The sequence below is a fragment of the Silvanigrella sp. genome, assembly GCF_044369315.1.
Lineage (GTDB): Bacteria > Bdellovibrionota_B > Oligoflexia > Silvanigrellales > Silvanigrellaceae > Silvanigrella.
Map to the genome: position 1 here is coordinate 13,424 of NZ_JBIPMD010000012.1, position 17,564 is coordinate 30,987.

12 protein-coding genes, 1 tRNA gene and 1 pseudogene are annotated in these 17,564 nt (G+C 30.3%); 7 read left to right on the forward strand and 7 right to left on the reverse strand.

Annotated features, from left to right (window positions below):
• Positions 1 to 2: 2 nt before the first annotated feature.
• From ACIQ56_RS02275 to ACIQ56_RS02285, 3 genes are read left to right on the forward strand one after another with little or no spacing between them, the layout of a single operon-like run.
• Positions 3 to 488: a hypothetical protein gene (locus ACIQ56_RS02275; RefSeq protein ID WP_397599463.1), complete on the forward strand. Its 486-nt coding sequence runs from the start codon at positions 3 to 5 to the stop codon at positions 486 to 488.
• Positions 485 to 1,489 (forward strand): dicarboxylate/amino acid:cation symporter, encoded by a 1,005-nt coding sequence (locus tag ACIQ56_RS02280; RefSeq protein WP_397599464.1) that lies wholly within the window; start codon positions 485 to 487, stop codon positions 1,487 to 1,489. Before ACIQ56_RS02275 ends, ACIQ56_RS02280 begins: the two co-directional genes overlap by 4 nt.
• Entirely contained in the window at positions 1,464 to 1,751 is a 288-nt protein-coding gene (locus ACIQ56_RS02285; protein ID WP_397599465.1) for a cation:dicarboxylate symporter family transporter, read from the forward strand. The genes ACIQ56_RS02280 and ACIQ56_RS02285 overlap by 26 nt, the downstream gene beginning before the upstream one ends.
• Here ACIQ56_RS02285 and ACIQ56_RS02290 read toward each other — a convergent pair.
• The 3 genes from ACIQ56_RS02290 to ACIQ56_RS02300 form a co-directional block, all read right to left on the reverse strand.
• A complete protein-coding gene (locus ACIQ56_RS02290; protein ID WP_397599466.1) occupies positions 1,748 to 6,835 on the reverse strand; it encodes an RHS repeat-associated core domain-containing protein in 5,088 nt (1,695 codons plus the stop codon). The two genes, ACIQ56_RS02285 and ACIQ56_RS02290, sit on opposite strands and share 4 nt — an antisense overlap.
• 112 nt (positions 6,836 to 6,947) lie before the next feature.
• Positions 6,948 to 9,197 (reverse strand): choice-of-anchor D domain-containing protein, encoded by a 2,250-nt coding sequence (locus tag ACIQ56_RS02295; protein WP_397599467.1) that lies wholly within the window; start codon positions 9,195 to 9,197, stop codon positions 6,948 to 6,950.
• Between the two features lie 70 nt (positions 9,198 to 9,267).
• Positions 9,268 to 9,417, reverse strand: a complete 150-nt coding sequence (locus ACIQ56_RS02300; protein ID WP_397599468.1) for a hypothetical protein — start codon at positions 9,415 to 9,417, stop codon at positions 9,268 to 9,270.
• A gap of 642 nt (positions 9,418 to 10,059) precedes the next feature.
• Here ACIQ56_RS02300 and ACIQ56_RS02305 point away from each other — a divergent pair.
• Together ACIQ56_RS02305 and ACIQ56_RS02310 are read left to right on the forward strand one after the other, a co-directional pair.
• A complete protein-coding gene (locus ACIQ56_RS02305) occupies positions 10,060 to 10,731 on the forward strand; it encodes a heavy metal response regulator transcription factor (protein WP_153421582.1) in 672 nt (223 codons plus the stop codon).
• 2 nt (positions 10,732 to 10,733) lie between these two features.
• Positions 10,734 to 12,170: a heavy metal sensor histidine kinase gene (locus tag ACIQ56_RS02310; protein ID WP_397599469.1), complete on the forward strand. Its 1,437-nt coding sequence runs from the start codon at positions 10,734 to 10,736 to the stop codon at positions 12,168 to 12,170.
• Between the two features lie 116 nt (positions 12,171 to 12,286).
• On the opposite strand, the gene ACIQ56_RS02315 is transcribed toward ACIQ56_RS02310, so the two are convergent.
• Positions 12,287 to 12,361, reverse strand: a tRNA-Gln gene (locus ACIQ56_RS02315).
• A 210-nt stretch (positions 12,362 to 12,571) separates the two neighbouring features.
• Here ACIQ56_RS02315 and ACIQ56_RS02320 point away from each other — a divergent pair.
• Positions 12,572 to 13,687, forward strand: coding sequence for a branched-chain amino acid aminotransferase (locus tag ACIQ56_RS02320; RefSeq protein ID WP_397599470.1), 1,116 nt, complete (start codon positions 12,572 to 12,574; stop codon positions 13,685 to 13,687).
• Between the two features lie 211 nt (positions 13,688 to 13,898).
• Positions 13,899 to 14,438 carry a hypothetical protein gene (locus tag ACIQ56_RS02325; protein WP_397599471.1) on the forward strand — a complete coding sequence of 180 codons (540 nt, stop codon included), beginning with the start codon at positions 13,899 to 13,901 and terminating at the stop codon, positions 14,436 to 14,438.
• Between the two features lie 7 nt (positions 14,439 to 14,445).
• On the opposite strand, the gene ACIQ56_RS02330 is transcribed toward ACIQ56_RS02325, so the two are convergent.
• The 3 genes and pseudogenes from ACIQ56_RS02330 to ACIQ56_RS02340 all read right to left on the reverse strand — a co-directional run.
• The gene (locus ACIQ56_RS02330; protein WP_397599472.1) at positions 14,446 to 15,402 is read right to left on the reverse strand and encodes a flagellin; all 957 of its coding nucleotides are present in this window, start codon (positions 15,400 to 15,402) and stop codon (positions 14,446 to 14,448) included.
• Positions 15,403 to 17,037, reverse strand: a complete 1,635-nt coding sequence (locus ACIQ56_RS02335; RefSeq protein WP_397599473.1) for a methyl-accepting chemotaxis protein — start codon at positions 17,035 to 17,037, stop codon at positions 15,403 to 15,405. It abuts the gene before it with no gap.
• Between the two features lie 28 nt (positions 17,038 to 17,065).
• A pseudogene (locus tag ACIQ56_RS02340) lies at positions 17,066 to 17,564 on the reverse strand (hypothetical protein); the annotation flags it as partial.

Here is a 17,564-nt window from a genome sequence, read left to right on the forward strand (position 1 = left end):
GATTGGTTGTTCAATTTTCTGACCCTTATATTACCCCAAACCAATCCTTAATTTTAAATCGACTTCTTGAAGTTCAAATTTCTAATCACGTTAAAATAGCCCCTTCGAAAGCAAAATTTGCCATTTTAAATAACTCTTCTTATGAAGACTTTGCTAAACAAAATTATGAATTTTTTAAGAATACCTTTGGCGATTTTTCGTTTGTTAAATATGATTCTCTTGATCTCGCTTTTTCTGATGTTCTTGATGGAAACATTTTAGGCCTTTATACCGATGAAATTTATGCAAATTACAAGACTTATAATAATAAAAAAGCAAATATTTTTACCCATAAAAAAATTGTAAAAGATGCAATAGATCCCATTTCTATAGCTATTAATTGGAAAAATCCAAATTTAGCAAACTGGATAAATTTATATATTCGTAGAATGAAATTTAATGGCAAAGAAAAAATACTTTATAATAAATATTTAAGAGACAAAAAATGATACAAAGAATTAAAAAAATACTTTTAAATCATTGGACAATTTTAATTGCTATGACTTTAGGAATGCTATTTGGCATTTTCCTTCCAAAATCAGCTCAAAAATTAAATTTTTTTGGTGAAATTTATTTAGAAATGCTTCAAATTACAGTTATACCTATAATGATGACTGCGTTAATATGTGGATTTTATAATATTTTTCACAATAGCGACTCTTTATATTATTTAAAAAAACTTTCCTTTTTTTATTTTACTTTGATTATTTTAACTGCTGCTTTATCTTTTGGATTATCTTTTATTATTTCACCAGGATCAAATTTAAGCAAAGATACAATTGAATTATTAAATAATGGCCTTGGAAATACAGAATTAAGTTTTAATAGCAATATTTTATCATCACCAGAAAATATTTTAGAGAGTATAAAAAAATCTTTACCAATTAATATCATAAAATCTATTTATGAAAGAAGAGATATTTCCATTCTTATCTTTTCTATTCTTTTAGGAATTTCATTAGGAATAACGGATAGCCCAAGCGTTAAAATTGCAATTTCATTTTTTGATGCTATTTTTTTAGCATTTATGAGAATGGTTAATATTTTATTATATTTATTACCTATTGGTATTTTTTTTCTTATTTCTGGATTTGTTTCAAATGTTGGAGTAGAGACATTAAAATCGTTATTTGATTTAATCGCTCTAATATATGCTATTATTTTTATTTTATTTTCATTATTTTTATTTATTATTTCAAGAAAAAGAAACTATTCTATATTAAATACAATAAAAAAATTAAAACATGCTTACTTAATTGCTTTTGCTACATCGAGTAGTTTTGCAGCTATGCCAGCTGCCATGCTTTCTTTGACAAATGATTTTAAAATTGAAAAGAAAAATGTTGAACTCATTATGCCACTTGGAATTAGTATTTTTAAACCTGGCATCATGATTCGAAGTATCACAATTGCTTTTTTTTTTAATGAATCTTTACCAAATTCCTATTAATTTAAACTCAATTTTCACACTATTTTTAAGTAGCTTTTTATCTTCTCTGGCTAGCACAGCTGGTCCCGCCATTCTGAGTGCAACTACTTTTGGAATTGTATTATCCCCTTTAGGCATTCCACCTGCTGTTGGTATTTTTTTATTGCTAAGTATTGAGCCTATTATTGATCCCATCACAAGTATGCTAAATATTCAAAGCAATTGTCTTGTTACTATTTTAGTAGCAAAGAAACAAAATACTGCAGAACAAAATGCAGTTTAATTCAAGATATCTCGTCTGATGTTTTCACTTATAATACATTCAAATTCAATATTTGTAAATTCACAAACAGCTTTAGAAACATTAAATATGGAATTCGGTGATGGAATATATGAAGTATATATTAGCGATCTTTTCAAGACAGAACCTGCTTCAACAGATTTTTTTCCGGTTTTTGCTAATTCATTAGAAACTTCTAAAATTGGGGACTTAATAGAACTAATCATTATTTTTTGATCATCAAAAAAGGTTTTAAAGTTTATAAGCATAGCCGTTGATTTATCCGAAGATGATATAGAGCTTGCAACAATATCATCAATTTTATACGCTTTATTATTTGCACCAGACTCCAATGAATAAGATTTCATATATTTAGATGAAATAAAACTTACTCCTAATCCTGTAACTGCAGATATGATACCTAAAGATAAAGATGCCCAACCAAGAGCACTTGCTGTCTCCGCATAAGCAGCCGCCGCATTTTTATCTCCTGCTTCGGAAGCGGCTCTAGATTTTGCACTATAAACTTCATTCGCTATTCCAGTTGCTCCTGCAGCTACTCCTGTAACAAGCGATGTCGTTGCCAAACCAACTTGAACAGCACCTGCTACCGATCCCGTAGCGGTTGAAACCACAGTAGATGCCGCTGTTGATACCGATCCAGCAGCTGTTAAACCTAAGGAACTTCCAAAAGTAACAACAGAAGCAATAATTCCTATTATTGCAAGAAGAATACCTACTCCCATGACCGTATAAGAAGCGGCGCTTTCTCCAGTTGGGTCAAACTTCATAATTGGGTTATTTTCTGCAAATGTATAACCATTAATGCCACCTTTTCCAAATGGAGAGTGAACATCGTATTGCATAAAACGACCTAATGCGGGGTTGTACGCTCTGTAACCTTGTCCTAAAAATTGGTATCCCGATTTTCCATCGGTACGTTCACCGTTAAAGCCATAACCACTCGTTTTGGCACTTATTGATTTTTCAGATAAATCGGATTGCTGGCCATAAGGAGTATAAGCAAAGTTAACGTCTAATAATTTACGACCTTCCATGATTCGAATCACACTGTGCGCCTGATCCGTTAAGAAAATTTGAGTATTTTGACCTGCCGTTACTTTACCAATAACACGGCCACTTACTTGGAAATAACTTGTCATTACTCCAGCAGCATTTTCATTTAACACTCGCGAACCGCTGTAATAGAATTTATTTTCTACATTTCCAGCATCTTTTTGAGAAACTAGAATGCCAGCGCCATTGTAACGATATTCTGTTACGTTACTTTCTTTTGTAAATGTCTCAAGTCTATTAAATGGAGAATAAGTTAACATATTTCCATCGCCATCTTTAGTTACGTTGCCATCGGCATCGTATTCAAGAGTGCTATTTTTTGTTCCTTGCGCATCTGTTGTTGCGTAAGCAACAAGTCTACTTGGATCTTTATCAGAATAGTTATATGTCGTTAAACTCGTACTACCCTTCACAAAGGATACTTTTGCTGTCTTAATATTATTTAAGTTATCAAACATATATTCTTCAGATGCAATACTTTGACCATTTTGATCTTTAGGACATGCTGTCCCAGAACAGTTATATTGTGAAAGGTTATTCATAATGTCATAGGCATAATTTTCTTTTGCACTTAACGCTGAATCTTCTTCACTTGTTCTTGTTCTAGAAGAAATATTCATATCTTTTTTATAAGTGTAACTATAAGAAAGTATCCTACTTCTATTTTCAGCAAAATGACTTAAGTTTTCTAGTGAACCCATATCATTGTAAGAATAAATCGATTGCGCATTATTTGGAAGTATTTTACTAGAAATTCTACCAAACTTATCATAATAATATTGCTCAACCTGATTGTTATTCCCCATGGTTCTAAATTCAGTTGCCTCTAATTTACCATTTGTTTTGCTGTAATGATAAATCGTTTGGTTATTTGCAATATCGGTAATTCCTATCATAGAACCTTGCAAATCATAAAGATAAGATATTTTTTTGTTATCTGGATAAGTAACAGATTCCAAACTGTTATCTAAATGATAAGAATAATTTGTTTTACCAGTCGCATCTGTCATAGATAATAATTTTTGAGACAAATTATCATAGGCATAACTTGAACTGTATTTCCCTGAGTCACCTGCTACATCTTTTTTGATCATTTGATTAAATGCATTATAAGTGTATTTAATTTCTTTTCCGGAACGTTGTGTTTGGCTTACCATATTGCCTTTGTTATCATAGGCATATTTAATCGCATTCCCTGTTGGATCAGAATCACTTAACATCAATCCTAGTTCATTATAAGTTCTGTTTCCTAACACAACTTCTTTCCCATTTTGTAAAACAACAGACTTTTGAACTACTTTATCTTCAAAAATTTCATCGTAAACATATTTAATACGACGACTATCAGGAAATATTTCTTCTAATTTTTGACCAATTTGGTTATAAACATATTTTATTTTATTTCCATTTACGTCTACTGATTCCGATGGGTTTCCATACGCATCATACTTATTGCTACTCACACTGTAAAAACTCTTGTCGCTTTTTAATAACTGTGTACTAACAATTTTATTCATGTCATTATATGTAACAACACTTATAGGAGAGATTTCTCCATCTGCTGCTTTTACATATTTTTGCTCTGTATGGTTTGCACCATTATATTCTGTTACTTTAGTCTCTCCGCTTGGTGAAATGACAGCAACTTCTCTTCCAAAAGCATCATACTTATATTGAATTGTAGTTTTAAAAGGATTGCCTTGAGAATCTACATTATAAAGTGTTTCTTTCTCTTTTTGTCCTGTTACACTATATTGATAAGATTTTAATTTACTAAAACCTGTTCCTGAATTATTTTGTGCATGCACTTCTAATTCGCGACCTAAAGAGTCATAAACTTGAACTCCTTTAAATCCATTTGGTTTTGCAATTAACAAAGAACTTGTTCCGTAACCACCAAACGTAGGATCATTTACAACATAAGTATATGTTGTTTGTAATGATTGCGCACCATCTGCTTTTGCTGTTTCTTTTAATTTACGACCAAGTTTGTCGTACTCATAAGAAACTTCAATGCCTTTTGAATCTAATTTCTTTTCCACTAAATTCGTAAAAGCATTTTCTGTTGTTACTTCTTTTGCAAGAAGACTTCCTTTAGAAGATAAATAACTGCTAGTTAATGTATTTTGAGATTTACCCACTAAATAGTCTTGTTTTTTTTGTACTATTTTACATTTTCCATTTGCAGAAGATAATAATTTAGTAACAGAAGGAAGAGAATAAGGAGTTGTTGCTGTTCCTGCAACTAATTTTTCGCTAGAATATTGGTGAATTTCAGTTTTGTAAACCTTACCACAATTTTCACTTGTTACTTGGCAAACATTATCACTTAAACGATATACTCTTGCTTTTAATCTTTGAAATGCATTACCTTGAGCATTCTTAGCATCTTCATAAACGTATTCAATTACTTTACTTCCTGATCCATTAACCGCTTTTTCCACTTCTCTTAAAGGAAAATGTACTATGCCATTAAAAGTCTTTTCTGCAGGTAAATATTGATACTCTTTAATAATACCAGAGGCATCTTGAGTTCTTAATATATTTCCAAAAATGTCGTATTCTTGTTTTGTAGATACACTTCGTTGCATTCCATTTGCATAAAATATTGTTTTTGTTTCTTTTGGAAAGTTATAGTTTGGATCTAAAGCATCAAAACTTTTATTTGCCCATAATGGGTAAGTAAACTCTTTTACTTGTGAATATTCTCCATTTATACGAACAATTTCTTTTATCATTTGATGAAAGTGATTATAAACTCTTTCTGTTGAAATTGTTTTATTGTCTGGAGCCTTTTTTGTTTCTACTGTTGAATAAGTATACGTATTTGGTGTAAAAAATAAAGTGTCTTCCCCTTCTTTAAAACCTGTAAATCCATATGCTAAATAATTTGTATTTGTGGATTCATAATAAGTATAACGAATTTCTTCATCACTATTATCTGTTTTTGGAAGAGATATTGTTCTTATTTTAGATACTGCTGGGGATGCAACGCCTTTTTTAGCAGACTCTAATCCACCTGGTAAATAAATTACATTGATTTTTGTTCCTGTTGGATAGAAAATATCTGTAATTAAACCCTCTGTAGCAAAATTTTTCTCAGTTAATGCTTTATATTCAAATTTTACTTCTTGAGATAACGGATTTACAATAGATGTTAATAAAGAATTTGCACTCTTTTTCAGAACTGTTAATGGCGAACCAAATGCAGAACCATCATTCTTTTTAATTCTTACTTCTGTGTCAGAAGGATAAGTTATTTCCAATTTTTTAATATTATCGCCATTTACAGGACTTTTATAAATAATAGATTGGATTCGAGAGCCTTTTTCATAAGTTAATTCGGCACTAAATCCTTGAACATTTGTAATTTTTCTTAAATTACCAAACGCTCTATCAATTTGTTCGATACGGCCGTCTTTGTATTTTAATGTAACATAATCACTACCAATTGTTACGTTTAAATCTTTTAATTTATAATATTTTAGCTTACCCGTTCCAATATCTAATTTATAGCTACCACCACTTGCTAAACTTAACATTCCACTTTTTGTATCATAATGACTTAAATTCCAACTCCAACCTTTTCCTAATCCATAAATATCGGAACTCGAAAGAGAGGAATAATTTATGGATAAGGAAATTTCTGGATCTTCAAACCCATTCCCAACCACATCTCCTATTTTATAGGAAAGAGAAAATGCGCCTGTTCTTGGATCTACGGATTGAGATAAATCTTTATAATTGTAAGCATCACTTACAGGTTTGTTACTATCTCCACCACCTTGGTTACCACTTGTACTTTGAGCATAAGCACTTGTTCCGCTAAGCTCTGCACCTGTTGTTTTAGCCACTTTCTGTGTGCTTTTAGCACCTTCTGCTGAACTATATACAACCGCTGTTAACTTAGATATCCCGCTCGCATAAACATACGATTGGAAAGGTGTCGATAGCATTAGACCAGTACTAAATAATGCTGTTACTTTATTTAAAACATGGTTTATTTTCACTATTTTATCCAATTAAAAACCACTCAAAAGTATTTTTAATATTACATTTAAGTGGTTAATTATTTTAAAGAGTTTTAAAAAATCAATGTTAAATTAACTTTTAGATTTTGAATTAAACACCTAAATCTATAGATTCTTTAACATCATTACCGTAAGTATCAGTTCCAATAAGAGTTAATGTCATTGAAAGATCCCACATTTGTGGCAAGAAGTTATAATATCTATCACTAATACTTGCAAAACCAATGTCATCAAATCCAATGCTAGATACTGGATAACTCATTGAAAAACCACCACGATTTAGATCTATAAAATCTTTGCCATTTAAAGATTTGCTAGTCATTATTGCACCAATATTCATTTCTCTATTACTTGCAAAATCACCTTTTCCACCAGCTTGCCAGAAATGATCTACATCCGTATATTGCTTAGAAACTACGAAATCTAAATTTTCTCTTCCAGATCTAGAGTTATTGTTAAAAATACTCCATTTTTTTAATTGGAAGTTTTGAAGCGATTTAAATGCTGTTAAGTTAGGAGAAATTTTTGTTAATCTATAATTTGTTCTATGAGCTAGACTAGAACTATAATGTTCAAAAACAATTCCCATGTTTTTAAATTTGCTTTCGCTAGAAACACCATAAGGATTAACTAAAGCTTTTAATTTGAGCCTAGAAGAGTCTATAGTTTTAACTTCAGATATCTTTCCAGATTTGTCTACATATTGAAGCTTTGCCCCAATTACAACGTTTTTTCCAGAAGATTTAGTTTTAAAGAATAAACCTTTATCAGGAATATCTGAACCTCCTAAAGCATCATTTGAACATTTTGAGTAAGGATTTTTTACTCTAGTAATCTCATTAGATTCAAAAGGCATTGGGCGTTCAGATGTACCATCATAAATAGTAGGTTGAGTTGCTAATAAAACATCATCAAGATTTAATTCTTTAGCAATATCTTCATTACCTTCAAATGTTGTAAAAGTTAAATTTGGTTTTAATTGAATATTATGAACTCCATTACCATAAATTTCTTTATCAGAACATGGAGTATCAATTCCTATAAAAGAGTTTGCAATTGTATATTTTGACAAGTTTAATACATTTGCAGCAACTGTTTTATAATTGATTGTAGTAATCGCAGATTTTTTAGCTGTACCATCATTATAAGTAACAACCATTGCAACGTCTTTTTGCTCATCAATTTTATCAGAATTTAAAGTAACATCAAAAGCACAAGAAGCTCCTTTAGCTAATTCAAAAGATTTTCCGTCTACTGGTTTACAAGTAGATGAATCTAACTTTATTGATAATGGTTTTACTAATGTTGGTAAAGTAACTAAAGTAGCTTTGCCATTTCCATTATTTTTAATTGTATAAGTACGAATTGTAGAGTCTTTATCAATATTAGAAATTAAATAATCAGCATAAGATGTTAATGATAAATCTGCTTTACCAATTGTTTGGTAAGAAATTATAGAAGTTGTTGTAACAGGAACTTCATTTCCTTCTTCATCAACATCATTATATGTGATTTGAAGATTTTGTTTTGTATCCATTAAATCTGCTGGAGCAAAAGTAACTTCAATATCACAGCTTTGCCCTTTTTCAATCTTATCTTTACAAGTATTTCCTGTAATAGAAAGTGGAGATGCAAGATCAGCAATTTTAATTCCTGTTATTGCATTAGCGCTTTTATTTGTAATAGTTAAAGTTTTTTTGTCTGTTTTAGAAACTTCTGCTTTTAATTGAGCTAAAGCAGGAATATCAAGAGTAACTTCACCTTTTGCTAAATAAGGAACATCAAAAGAAGTTGTTTTTGCAGCTGCTCCTGATTCGCTAGAATAAGCTACAGAAATTGTTTCTTTACCACTTGCTACTTCTGTTGGAGCAAAAACGATAGTTACTTGGCAAGTTTCACCAGCAGCTAAAGTCTTATTTAAGCAGCTTGTATCAGCAACAGGAGGCGTGACAGGAGTTGGATCAACTACGGGTGCTGTTGGCTCAGCTTTCACAGTTTTTGCTGGTTCTACCGGAGTTGCAGGTTTAACGACAGCAGGAGTTTCTGATTTAATTGTAATTAAACCGCTTTCAAGGCCTGTAATTGCAATATTTTGTGCAGATTTAGATCCTTCATTTTTAATAACTAATATTTGCTCTTTCTTATCTCCAACTTTAGCAACAACTTGAGGAACAGCCATAGTAACTGTTAAATTTGGTTGTTTATCTTGCGCTGGTTTTACATCTGGAGATTGCTCAGAACCAGAATTAGAAGAACTTCCTTTATTACAAGAAATAGCAAATGAAGCACCTACTAAAGTTATAAGAGATAACTGAATAAGTTTTGAATTACGAATTGTCATTTAAAGTTTCCTTTATGTTGTGAATGACTAATTAAAAAAAATTAATAAAAAATTTAAAATACGAATAATGTTATTCAACACACTCAATAGGAGAAGGAATAAATTGATCACTATTTGTTACTGTTATTGTTGAATTAGAATCACTATTTGGTGTTGTTTTTTTCTCACATGAAGAAATTAAAACTGGAATAATCAAAAAAATAATAAATATTTTTTTCATCAATAAAAAACCCTTTCTCTCAAAACAATTAATTATAAGTATAATTAATTGTTAAATTAAATAATTAAAGCATTGATATTCTGAATTATTCCTTCAAAAATAGCTCTTATCAATCTTTAAAAGCACACCTGATATTTAATTCATTCTTGATTACGAAGTGGTTAATTTGATGTTAAATGAAACGTAATGATATTTTTTAAATGATAATATCCTGTAATAATTATAAAAATAAAATTAAAAAAATTAAAAAAATTAAAAAAAAAAATATAAAAAAATATAAAAAAATATAAAAAAATATAAAAAAATATTAAATTACAATCAGATTAAAATTTTATTAAAGAATTATTTCAAATAAAGTATAATTTGCCATATAAACAAAGAGATAGTTTAAAATAATTCTATTAGCAATATTAATGTTATATTTTTATAGATATTAATGTTACATTAAATTTTAATTTAGAGTAATTATTGCTTATTAATTAAATTAATAATAACAATAATTTACAATAAGTACGCGGATAAAGTTGTTACATTTATTAACAATTTCAGAAATTTACTTAAAATTTCATAATTTTTAGTCAAAATTTGAACATTGAATACCAAGAAAATTTTGATAGTTATTAATTATAGGGGATATTTCCAATGAAAATTTTGATAATTGAAGACGCAGAAAAAACAGCCTCCTTTTTAAGAAAAGGCTTAACTGAAAAAGGATATGTTGTTGATGTTGAATCAAATGGTCAAGAAGGATTGGTTCTTGCTCAAGTAAATAGTTATGATCTCATTATTCTTGATGTCATGTTACCTCAACTTGACGGGTGGTCTATTTTAAAGGAACTTAGAGCATCGGATAATAAAACTTACATAATAATGCTAACCGCAAGAGATGATACCGATGACAAGGTCAAAGGACTTAATTTAGGTGCGGATGACTACCTTGTGAAACCTTTTGCTTTTTCTGAACTTGTTGCACGCATTCAAACTGTATTAAGAAGACAATCGTCTATTCAAAAAGATATTATGGTTTTTGCTGATCTTGAAATTGATTTAAATAAAAAAAGAGTCTCTCGTGAAGGTAACAGAATTGAACTAACACCAAAAGAATTTATGCTATTATCCCTTTTAATTAGAAATAATAGTGTTGCTCTATCTCGTAGTGAAATTTCAGAGAAAATCTGGAATATCAATTTTGACACGGATACAAATGTGGTCGATGTACATATCAGACGCCTTAGAGCTAAAATTGATGATGGTTTTAAAAAGAAGTTTATTAAAACGGTTAGAGGTATTGGTTATATGTTTGATGAAAGTTAGGAATGAACAAAATATCTCTATTTTATAAAAATATTAAAGAGAATAATTTCAACATTAGTCTAACTATTTGGCTTTCATTCTGGTATTTTATAACTTGTATTATTTTGATATTAACTCAAAATTTTTTATTTAATAGTTTTATTTCTTCATTTTATAATCAAACTGAAAAAGTAACTCTTGAAAAAAATATTCAAGAAATTGTCCGACTTGTAGATAGAAAAGAAAACCCGAATCGCTCCCCTTTTGAATGTTTATTCTTTGAAGTAAATGACAATCTATTTTTCTTAGTTGAAGATGTCACAAACCGAAAAATTATATTCATCACCCCAGGAATGTTTAAATTTCTTTATTCTTTACGTGAAAATCAAAACGAAAATTTAGTTTCTCCCGATGAAGAAATTAATATAAAACAAAAAAATTCAAAATATTTTTATTATGTAAAAAAAGAGATCGTTCATAACAACAAAGTTCTTCATATTGAAGTATTAGCCGATAAAACCAATCGTATTTCCATTTTAACAAATTTTAAAAACCGCTCAAGCTTTATATCTCTTGCTATTTTAATAACTTGCTTAATTCTATCCGTCTTTATTTCTAAAATTATTTTAAGCCCTATTCATCGAGTTGTTAAAAAAATCCGAAGTATTACTTCTGTTAACTTACACGAAAGAGTTGACAATGATTGGCTTCCTCAAGAAATAAAAATTATTAAAAATTCTTTTAATGAAGTTTTAGAAAGACTAGAAGATTCTTTCCAAAGGATTAGTCAGTTTTCTGATGATATTGCGCATGAAATTAGGACTCCAGTTAATAATTTAAAAGGAGAAATTGAAGTTGCTTTACAAAATAAAAGGACAGTACAAGAGTACGTAGATATCCTTCATTCAAATTTAGAAGAATGCCATAGATTAACAAGAATTATTGACAATCTAACCTTTTTGTCTCGCTCAGAAAAACACAATATTCATATTCAAGCTGAAGAAATAGACATATATCAAGAATTATTAAATATGAAAGATCTTTATGATGGGATCGCTCAAGAAAAATCAATAGAAATTTCTGTTCAATGTGATAGAGATATCACTTCATACGTTGATAAAGTTTTATTCCAACGAATTATTAGTAATTTATTATCAAATGCAATAACCTATAATAAACAAAATGGAAAAATTATTTTAATTGCTTTTTTAAGCGAAGAGTATTTAAATATAGAAGTAAGTGACACAGGAGTTGGAATTCCAGAAAAAAGTGAGCCTCATTTATTCGATAGATTTTATCGAATTGAAAAATCAAGACATACTTCTTCAAAAAATATGGGACTTGGATTATCTTTAGTAAAAAGCATGGTGAGTATGCATAAAGGAACAATTGAAATAAAAAGCAAGGAAGGAATAGGAACATCGGTCTATATTAAGTTCCCAAGAAAACCGTTAAGCTAATTTAAGTTAAAAATAATGAAAGCATTATTAAATTATCAACTTGAATAACTTTAGTTTAAAGTAAAAGTGATTTTTTGCGATTGAAGCGTTTGAAGGAATCATTAAGTGAGGAAAAGTGGCTGGGGCACTAGGATTCGAACCTAGGAATGACGGTATCAAAAACCGTTGACTTACCACTTGTCGATGCCCCAAGCAGCGGTGAAACCTGTATGCCAACCTTCAAAGATCTTGTCAAGCATCCAATGAAATTTTTTTTAAAAAATTTCTGGTAAAGAAACAAATCCCTGCTATGGCTCTTACTTAAACAGAAAAACATGATAAATATTCCAGCGAGTCTCTATTTCTTACTAAAATACCAAGAAATTGCTCGCCTCATCATCAAATTATGAAGGAAAATAAAAATGAATTCTTCAAATAAAAACATGATTAAAAATAAAGATTTCAAAATCATAAAAAATCTATTACCAAAACACAAAAGAAAAAGTCCACCTTCTTTGAATGAAAATATAGCATTTGGCTCTATCCCTACAAATCATATGCTTATTTGCGATTATCTACCCAGAAAAGGAGGATGGCAAACACCTGAAATTATTCCTTATAAAACTTTTTCCATGACACCGAACTCCGTTGTTTTTCACTATGGACAAACCATTTTTGAAGGCCTAAAAGCATACCGCTCTGAGTCAAATGATAAAGAAATATACCTATTTAGACCAGATAAAAACGCGGCTCGTATGGCTCTTTCTGCTACCCGTATGGGTATGATCCCCTTTCCCGAGGATTTGTTCGTACATTGCATAAAAGAGCTTGTGAAAGTCGAAAAAGACTGGATTCTGCCGTCTCCTGGCGCTTTATACATTAGACCTTCCATGATTCCATTGGATAAAGGCGTATCCTATAGAGCCTCTGAAACATATCGATTTTTCATTATTCTAAGCCCTTCTAAAAGCTATTTTTCAACAGAAACAGGAATCTCTGTTTATATTGAAAGAAATCTATCAAGAGCTGCCATTGGAGGTTCTGGAGAAGCAAAGTGTGGAGGAAATTATGCTTCTGCCTTACTTCCAATGCGCACAGCTAAAGAAAAAGGGGCAGAACAAGTATTATGGCTAGATTCGAATGAGCATAAATATGTTGAAGAAGCAGGAGCGATGAATGTTATGTTTGTTTATAATAATAAAATCGTAACGCCTGCACTAAATGGAAGCATTCTTCATGGGATTACCAGAACTTCCGTATTAGAAATTGCAAAAGTTTTAGGCTATGAAGTAGAAGAGAAAAGAATTGAAATTTCTAAAATTATATCTGATGCAAAATCAGGCAAACTTACAGAAATGTTTGCTTGCGGAACTGCAGCTGTTATTTCTCCAATAACATGCCTTATTGATATGGATGAAAAAATAATAATAAATAAAGAAAAAATTGGTGATATTTCTCTGCATATAAAAAAGAATTTAATTGGAATTCAGGCAGGGACAATTAAAGATAACTATGGTTGGAGATTCCCAATCGTATAATTGATATCATCAAATTTTATTAATAATAAATTTGTCTAATTTACAACCAGTCAAATCTCCGACATACCCTTTTTAAAAAACTAAGTTATGAATCATTCATAGAGAAAAAAAATAATAATTTTTCTTCTCTATGAATAAGAATTCATAAAATTATTTGATTTATTTTAATATGAAATAATTCAAATAAACAAAATAAAAAGAAATTAAAATAATGAAAACAAGTCAATACACACAAAAAACACCACAAGAAATAGCTTCAGAACTATTTCAAGGCACTAAAGTAGAGTCTGCTTTTGATAAAAAAGGAAAATTTAGTCATTTATTAGCAAAACTTTCCAAAAATGAATTTTTTAAACTATATTCACCAGAAACAACTGTAACTATTTTTATTCAAGGTTTTTGGCTTCAGTTATGTTTAAAAGAAAAAAATAAACAAATATTAAATAGAAAAACAAATACAATATTAAATTTAGAGATATATAATGATGAATTTGGAATAACCATACTTGAAATGAAGTACTTGGGAAAAAAAGTAGGAAAATTTAAATTTAAAAACATAAGTTCTAGCGATCTGCCCTATACTACAGATGGCTACTATACAATTGCGAGATCAGCAGTTAAAGTATTTTCAAAAATACAAAACAATTATAATTGGCAAAAAATAAATATTTATCATTTTCCAGTTGTTCAAATAATACCTGAAGAAAATTGCTTTGAAGTATTTGATTCAAATTTAGTAAATTTACAATAAAAATATATTATGAATTTTTATCAACACCTTTAACAAGGGTTAAAATATTTTGAGCGGAATTATTATTTCTTTGAGCAAGTAAACTGGTACTTGCTTGAACAAGAATTTTGGCTTTGGCCAAATTTGTTATTTCAGTTGCATAATCAACATCACGAATTCTTGAATTTGCTGCTGCCGTATTTTCATAAGCAACATTTATTGTATTTAAAGCAGAAGATAAACTTGAAGTTGCTGCTCCAAATTTTGCTCTAAATGAAGAAATTTTTGAATGAGCTTCATCAAAACTTGCCCCTAATTCTTTTTCATTGCTCACATTAAAATTATCTAAAACATCATCTATAGAAACACCACCTTCTGCATTTGCTAAGTTTTCTGCAGATTTTATTCCTAAATCACTTGGCATTGTTTTTACTTGATCTAAATCGTTTATACTAATTACTCCAACATCTTTTCCATCTGAAATTTTAGGAGCACTTACTCTTACACTTACTGAACCTGTAGAATAACCGTTACCTCTTCCAATTCCTTGATATTCAAAATCACTATCATCATCAGAGCTAAATAATTGCCGCCCCATATGGCTTGCTGTAGATGAAGTAGTTACTAAACTTTGATAATTAGCTTGATATTCAATAAATAAAAACCCGCGTTCTTTATCAGATAATGCTGGATTTGTTGATTGAGCAACCAACTCTTTTAAACGAATAACGTTATTAGAAATTGCATTTAAATTTGATTCTGCTGCTTCTGTAAATGAAAGACCATCATTTGCATTTCTTTTATAGACATTTAACTCACGCATTTTAGAAATAAGATTATCAGATTGAGATCTTTCTACAGGCATTGGCTCATTTCTAGTAAAACGAACACCTGTTGAAAGTTTTTCAAGACTATTGTCATACTCTTTTTGGGCTTTAGCAATGTTACCTTCTAAGTTAACACTACCAGTAATTCTAAGTCCCATTTAACTTGCTTCCTTAACACCATTATTTTCAACAGCATTATCATCTTGAATTTTATTTGGAACAGAACTATCTATTTCCGAAAATTTTCCATCTTCTTTCAACATGAGAACTTGTCCCGGAGATCCAATTTGTAAAGTAACACCTGCTGTTAAAAGATTTTTTAAATATTCACTTGCTAAAACAACTTTATCAACACAACTTGAAATATCTTTACCAACTTGTTGCATGGACTCTAATGTAGATCTCTCTGTGTCCAAATGCTTAAAGGAAATTTCTACTTGGTGTAACCCACTTGAGCATTGATTTGCTGCAACTTCCGAATCTGATTTTGCCTCGCCTAAAGTAACAGCAACATGATGAACCCAATCATGAACTTGTCTAGCAACACTTTGAGCTTGTTCTAAATTACTTACAATTCCTAACAATTTTTTTACTTCTACTTGTATTGCAGCAAGACTACTTGTACCAGCAGCAACAATACTCGTTAAACTTGTTTCAACCTGATTTACCAAATCTCGAGCAAAAGTTGCTGTTTCTGTAATTTTTCTAATAGTTCGAAACATTTCTCTTGTTCTCGTTTTGTTACCTTCTGATAGATTTTTAGCAGTCCCAAGTTGGTCATCTAAACCTATCGCTTGTCTCGACAATTGGCCAATTTTTTCTCTTAATTCCTTTAATAAAGTATCTGCCGTATCTGCTTTTTTAACACCAGCTTCAATAACAGCGTGACCTTCCCTAATGGCACCCATTGCACCTGAGGTTTCTTCTTGAATTGCTTCAATTCTATCATAAATATCTCTAGTAGCGGTTGATGATCTCTCAGCAAGTTTTCTAATATCATCTGCCACAACTGCAAATCCTTTACCTTGATCTCCCGCTCTTGCTGCCTCAATACTTGCATTTAGTGCTAATAAATTTGTTTGCTCAGAAATATCATCAATGACTTCTATAATGTTCCCAATATCTGAAACACGATTTGCTAAAATAGAAATTTTTTCTTGGACCGCATTCATTCGATCACGACCACTAATCATAGCAGACGTTACACCTTGAATAGCCTCTCTCGTATTTTGAGAATGTTGAAAAACTTCATTTTGTAAAACTTGCGTTTTACTCATTAATTCATCCCAATTTTTAATCACTTCAGTTAACTGTTCCATCTGATCTTGAAACGTATTAAAGTCATGTAAAAGGTCAGAACCCAAACGCCCCCATGCACGACTTCTATCTGCTGTTTTTCTTGTTTCAGATAAAGAATGTCGACTCATTAAGATACTTTCTCTAATATAATCTGAAGTAACATTCAAGGTAACAATACTTTCACCAATAGCTTGTCTTGTACTATCCAAATTAAATGAAGCTCTTTGAATTTCTCTATCTTTTGTTTTTCTAAACTCTAATAAGTTTCCTAGATTATCAGTAACTCCTGAAATATTATCTGTAATTTTTCTAAATTGACCTTGTAATGCTAATAATAATTGTCGTTCTGCTTCAATATCTGTGCTTTGAGAAAAGGCTACTAATTCATTTAATCTTCTTATAGAAATGAGCAATTGCCTTTGTGCATTTAACATAGAAGCAATGCAGTCTGTAGCTGATAATGTTGATTCTGAATTATTAAAATCATTTTCCACAAGACACCTCAAAATAAAAGTAGCAAAATTACGATATAGAGTTATTCATTTTTAAAATTCTCTTTAAAACAGGATCTAATGCAATAGAAATGGGACTCTCATTTTGATTCATAACAGAAGATAAATCTCCTGAAGAAGAAAAATCTTCCCCGTTTATTTTATAAGTATTATTTTCTCCAAAAGTAACACTCGCGTTATGTGAATTTAAAATTGAATTCATAATTTCTATTGCTTTATCTTTATCATTTATCATTGAAATTTTTATTAATGCGGAACTTGCAAGAGAAGATAATTGTGAAATTTGATTTTCATTCATTTCCTTATTTTTACTCCCTTCGGTTTCTTCCGAAATCATTTCGTTAGGCGATACCGCTTCAAGTGGCGCTTCTTCACTTAATTCCGCACCTTCTGGCGATGCCGCTTCTAGTGGTGCTTCTTCACTTAATTCCGCGCCTTCTGGTGATGCCGCTTCTAGTGGTGCTTCTTCACTTAATTCCGCGCCTTCTGGTGATGCCGCTTCTAGTGGT

Coding starts and splice junctions, on each gene's coding strand:
- ACIQ56_RS02280 (WP_397599464.1), top strand. CDS start 485: ATGATACAAAGAATTAAAAAAATACTTTTAAATCATTGGACAATTTTA.
- ACIQ56_RS02285 (WP_397599465.1), top strand. CDS start 1,464: ATGAATCTTTACCAAATTCCTATTAATTTAAACTCAATTTTCACACTA.
- ACIQ56_RS02295 (WP_397599467.1), bottom strand. CDS start 9,197: ATGACAATTCGTAATTCAAAACTTATTCAGTTATCTCTTATAACTTTA.
- ACIQ56_RS02300 (WP_397599468.1), bottom strand. CDS start 9,417: ATGAAAAAAATATTTATTATTTTTTTGATTATTCCAGTTTTAATTTCT.
- ACIQ56_RS02305 (WP_153421582.1), top strand. CDS start 10,060: ATGAAAATTTTGATAATTGAAGACGCAGAAAAAACAGCCTCCTTTTTA.
- ACIQ56_RS02310 (WP_397599469.1), top strand. CDS start 10,734: ATGAACAAAATATCTCTATTTTATAAAAATATTAAAGAGAATAATTTC.
- ACIQ56_RS02320 (WP_397599470.1), top strand. CDS start 12,572: ATGAATTCTTCAAATAAAAACATGATTAAAAATAAAGATTTCAAAATC.
- ACIQ56_RS02325 (WP_397599471.1), top strand. CDS start 13,899: ATGAAAACAAGTCAATACACACAAAAAACACCACAAGAAATAGCTTCA.
- ACIQ56_RS02330 (WP_397599472.1), bottom strand. CDS start 15,402: ATGGGACTTAGAATTACTGGTAGTGTTAACTTAGAAGGTAACATTGCT.